Here is a 5,129-nt window from a genome sequence, read left to right on the forward strand (position 1 = left end):
AATACGAACGTGATTACGGGACCAAGACTTTAAAAAATTAATGAAGAGTTTGATCCTGGCTCAGAACGAACGCTGGTGGCGTGTCTTATACATGCAAGTCGAGCGGGGACTTCGGTCCTAGCGGCGAACGGGTGAGTAACGCGTAAGCAATCTGCCCCATATCAGGGAATACCCGTGCCAACGCGCGGTTAATGCCCAGGAGAGTGGCAGTCCACATGGACTGTTGACTAGAGATTTATCGGTGTGGGATGAGCTTGCGTCCGATTAGCTAGTTGGCGGGGCAACGGCCCACCAAGGCGACGATCGGTAGCCGGCCTGAGAGGGTGATCGGCCACATTGGGACTGAGATACGGCCCAGACTCCTACGGGAGGCAGCAGTAGGGAATATTGCACAATGGGGGAAACCCTGATGCAGCAACGCCACGTGTGGGAAGAAGCATTTCGGTGTGTAAACCACTGTCGTGAGGGAATAATGCTTAATTTCGGTTAAGTTGAATGTACCTCGAAAGGAAGCACCGGCAAACTTCGTGCCAGCAGCCGCGGTAATACGAGGGGTGCAAGCGTTGTTCGGAATCACTGGGCGTAAAGGGAGCGCAGGCGGAGATGCAAGCAGTCTGTACAATACCGGGGCCCAACCCCGGACCTGCAGACTGGACTGTTTCTCTTGGATAGTTCAGGGGCAAGCGGAATTCCTGGTGTAGCGGTGGAATGCGTAGAGATCAGGAAGAACACCGATGGCGAAGGCAGCTTGCTGGGGACTTATCGACGCTCATGCTCGAAAGTGCGGGTAGCAAACAGGATTAGATACCCTGGTAGTCCGCACCGTAAACAATGCATACTGGGTGTCCGGGGCTCGCCCCGGGTACCGAAGCCAACGCGTTAAGTATGCCGCCTGGGGAGTACGTACGCAAGTATGAAACTCAAAGGAATTGACGGGGGCCCGCACAAGCGGTGGAGCATGTGGTTTAATTCGAAGCAACGCGCAGAACCTTACCAGGGTTTGACATGGGAACGCCGCGGCGAGAGATCGCCGTTTTGTAGCAATACAACGTTCCGCACAGGTGCTGCATGGCTGTCGTCAGCTCGTGTCGTGAGATGTTGGGTTAAGTCCCGCAACGAGCGCAACCCACGTTTCCAGTTGCCACCCGCAAGGGGGCCCTCTGGAGAGACTGCCGGGGACAACCCGGAGGAAGGTGTGGATGACGTCAAGTCCTCATGGCCCTTACATCCTGGGCTACACACGTGCTACAATGGTCGGTACAATGGGTCGCTACCTGGTGACAGGGCGCCAATCCTCAAAGCCGGCCTCAGTTCGGATCGGAGTCTGCAACTCGACTCCGTGAAGCTGGAATCGCTAGTAATCGTGGGTCAGCACACCACGGTGAATACGTTCCCGGGCCTTGTACACACCGCCCGTCAAGCCATGGGAGGAGGGAGTGCTCTAAGTCGCGATGCCAACCCGCAAGGGAGCCAGCGCCTAAAGCAAGACCTCTGACTGGGGCTAAGTCGTAACAAGGTAGCCGTACCGGAAGGTGCGGCTGGATTACCTCCTTTAAGGAGTAAAATTTGGAACTGGTTTCCAACCACCTGTAATCGAAAGACGTTCAGACTAGAAGTCGCCACGAAAGCACATCTCCGATTCTTTTAGAGCCCGGGTCTGTAGCTCAGCTGGTTAGAGCACCGCTCTGATAAGGCGGGGGTCAATGGTTCAAGTCCATTCAGGCCCATAGCTTAAGGGGTTATAGCTCAACTGGTAGAGCGCCAGCTTTGCAAGCTGGATGTTAGGAGTTCGAGTCTCCTTAGCTCCAGTAGCGCTTCCGGGCGCAGGAAATGGGAAGGCCGCCGCGCCGACCTGCAGATTGAAAATTACGGCATGTAACCAAGAAAAGCAATCAAGCATACAGAGTGACTTGAAGCACTGAGAAAAAGGTGGATTCGAGCTGCTCATGCGAGCGACAGATCGAGCTTTATCGTTGGAAACAGGAATTAAGCGAAGGAATGCACGCGGGGGATGCCTAGGCATCTGCCGGCGACGAAGGACGGGCCAAGCCCCGAAAGTCCCGCACGAGGCGCAAAGGGCCTTTGACTGCGGGGGATCCGAATGGGGAAACCCACGCGCAAGCGTATCCACGGACTGAATACATAGGTCCGAGGAGGCAAACCCGGGGAACTGAAACATCTAAGTACCCGGAGGAAAAGAAATCAACCGAGATTCCCTCAGTAGTGGTGAGCGAAAGGGGAAGAGCCCAGACGGTTCGCGCATTCAGGCGACAAGGCGAAGCGGGATGGAAAGCCCCCCCACAGCAGGTGACAGGCCTGTAGCCTTGTTCAATGGAGCGTACGTCGAAGAGTAGGGCGGGACACGTGAAATCCTGCCTGAAGACGGGGGGACCACCCTCCAAGGCTAAATACGAGCGGATGACCGATAGTGCACAGTACCGTGAGGGAAAGGTGAAAAGCACCCCGAGAGGGGAGTGAAAGAGCGCCTGAAACCGCGTGCATACATTCTGTCGGAGGGAGGATTCATCCTCCTGACGGCGTGCCTTTTGTTTAATGAGCCAGCGAGTTGCTCGTGTACGGCGAGGTTAAGGGCCTCAGGCCCGGAGCCGAAGCGAAAGCGAGTCTCAACTGGGCGACCAGTCGTACACGGCAGACACGAAGCCTTAGTGATCTACCCATGGCCAGGCTGAAGCGGGGGTAACACCTCGTGGAGGGCCCAACCGATATACATTGAAACGTGTCCGGATGAGCTGTGGGTAGGAGCGAAAGACCAATCAAACTGGGCGATAGCTTGTTCTCTCCGAAACATATTTAGGTATGGCGTCATGTTAGCTTCACGGGGGTAGAGCACTGGAAGGACTAGGGGGCACACCCGCTTACCAAACCCTATCAAACTCCGAATACCGTGAACGTGATGCATGGCAGACAGCCCGCGGGTGATAAGATCAGCGGACGAAAGGGAAACAACCCGGACCATCGACTAAGCGTCCCCAAGTATGTGCTAAGTGGTAAAGGATGTGGGGTTGCACAGACAGCCAGGAGGTTAGCTTAGAAGCAGCTACCCTTTAAAGAAAGCGTAATAGCTCACTGGTCAAGCGACCCCGCGCCGAAAATGATCGGGACTAAGCACATCACCGAAGTCATGGACTCAGCAATGAGTGGTAGGAGAGCGTTCCGTAGGCCTGGGAAGGCGCGTGGCGATGCGCGCTGGAGGTATCGGAAACGAGAATGCTGGCATGAGTATGCGAAAATGCGGGTGAAAAACCCGCACACCGTAAGTCCAAGGGTTCCCGGGCAAGGATAATCCCCCCGGGGTCAGTCGGGATCTAAGACGAGGCCGAGAGGCGTAGCCGATGACAAGCGGGCGAACATTCCCGCACCCACATCACTGCGTTTGACCGACGGGGCGACGCATGGGACAGCGAGTAGCGACTGATGGATGTCGCGGATGGCGTGCAAGGCTCCGGGGCGGCAAATCCCCCCGGTACATGCCCCAGGCGCCGGACCGGTGGAAGGCTTCGGCCGGAAGCTGAGTCTCGTGGGCCCGTGCCAGGAAAACCCCCTAAGGGAGTATTGATGTGGCCCGTACCGTAAACCGACACAGGTGGACGAGGCGAATAGCCTAAGGTGCTCGAGACAACTCGGGAGAAGGAACTCGGCAAATTAACCCCGTAACTTCGGGATAAGGGGAGCCTCCAGCGGTGAGGATGGACAGTCCAGGGCTGCAGGAGGTCGCAGGGAAACGGCAGAAGCGACTGTTTACCAAAAACACAGGGCCATGCTAACACGCAAGTGGATGTATATGGTCTGACACGTGCCCGGTGCCGGAAGGTTAACAGGAGGCGTCAGCTCACGCGAAGCGCTGAATCGAAGCCCCGGTAAACGGCGGCCGTAACTATAACGGTCCTAAGGTAGCGAAATTCCTTGTCGGGTAAGTTCCGACCTGCACGAATCGTGTAACGACTTCTGCACTGTCTCCTCCCGGGACTCGGCGAAATTGCAGTGCCGGTGAAGATGCCGGCAACCCGCACCTGGACGGAAAGACCCCATGAACCTTCACTGTATTTTGACATTGGTTTTAGGACTGGCATGTGTAGGATAGGTGGGAGGCTTGGAAGCGGCGACGCCAGTCGTCGTGGAGCCATCCTTGAAATACCACCCTTGCCCGTTTTGAGATCTAACCTCGTCCCGTCATCCGGGACAGGGACCGTGTCTGATGGTCAGTTTGACTGGGGCGGTCGCCTCCTAAAAGGTAACGGAGGCATCCAATGGTTCCCTCAGCGCGGTCGGCAATCGCGCGCAGAGCATAAAGGCATAAGGGAGCTTGACTGCGAGACGGACACGTCGAGCAGGTACGAAAGTAGGGCTTAGTGATCCCGCGGTACAGCGTGGAACGGCCGTTGCTCAATGGATAAAAGGTACTCTGGGGATAACAGGCTGATCTCCCCCAAGCGTTCATAGCGACGGGGAGGTTTGGCACCTCGATGTCGGCTCGTCGCATCCTGGGGCTGGAGAAGGTCCCAAGGGTTTGGCTGTTCGCCAATTAAAGCGGCACGCGAGCTGGGTTCAGAACGTCGTGAGACAGTTCGGTCCCTATCCGGTGTGGGCGTACGAGACTTGAGGGAAGCTGACCTTAGTACGAGAGGACCGGGTCGGACGTACCTCCGGTGTACCGGCTGTCGCGCCAGCGGCATTGCCGGGTAGCCGTGTACGGATCGGAGAAACGCTGAAGGCATCTAAGCGTGAAGCCGTTCCCAAGATCAGGTCTCGCGGGGGCAACCCCCTGAAGGGCCGTCGGAGACTACGACGTCGATAGGCGACAGGTGTAAGCGCTGCGAGGCGTTGAGCCGAGTCGTACTAATAGCCCGTGAGAGCTTTTCCTTTCTTTCAACGATGACGTTCGACACGCGTCGCGTGAGCAGCTAGGATTCATCACTTTTACTTCAGCCACTCAGTAGAGTCGCTGGTTGCAGGTTACTGCCGGAGAGATTGTTTCAGCGGTTATCGAGGGAGGGTCATACCCGTTCCCATTCCGAACACGGAAGTCAAGCCTCCTATCGCCGATGGTACCTGGCCTACGGGTCCGGGAGAGTAGGTCGCCGCTGGATTCACGGGCCCCCCGAGGAAAA

General features: G+C 56.7%; 2 tRNA genes and 3 rRNA genes. All 5 read left to right on the forward strand.

Annotated features, from left to right (window positions below):
* Window positions 1-37 precede the first annotated feature (37 nt).
* The 5 genes from BUB73_RS16430 to rrf all read left to right on the forward strand — a co-directional run bounded on the left by BUB73_RS16430 (window position 38) and on the right by rrf (window position 5,108).
* Window positions 38-1,554, forward strand: a 16S ribosomal RNA gene (locus BUB73_RS16430).
* A 99-nt stretch (window positions 1,555-1,653) separates the two neighbouring features.
* Window positions 1,654-1,727, forward strand: a tRNA-Ile gene (locus BUB73_RS16435).
* Window positions 1,728-1,735: 8 nt separating this feature from the next.
* Window positions 1,736-1,808 (forward strand) — tRNA-Ala (locus BUB73_RS16440).
* Between the two features lie 174 nt (window positions 1,809-1,982).
* Window positions 1,983-4,883 (forward strand): 23S ribosomal RNA (locus BUB73_RS16445).
* Window positions 4,884-4,993: 110 nt separating this feature from the next.
* Window positions 4,994-5,108 (forward strand): 5S ribosomal RNA (rrf, locus tag BUB73_RS16450).
* Together the 16S, 23S and 5S rRNA genes with 2 tRNA genes alongside form the textbook arrangement of a ribosomal RNA operon.
* Window positions 5,109-5,129: the final 21 nt, after the last annotated feature.

This window comes from Fibrobacter sp. UWH6 (assembly GCF_900142465.1).
GTDB lineage: Bacteria > Fibrobacterota > Fibrobacteria > Fibrobacterales > Fibrobacteraceae > Fibrobacter.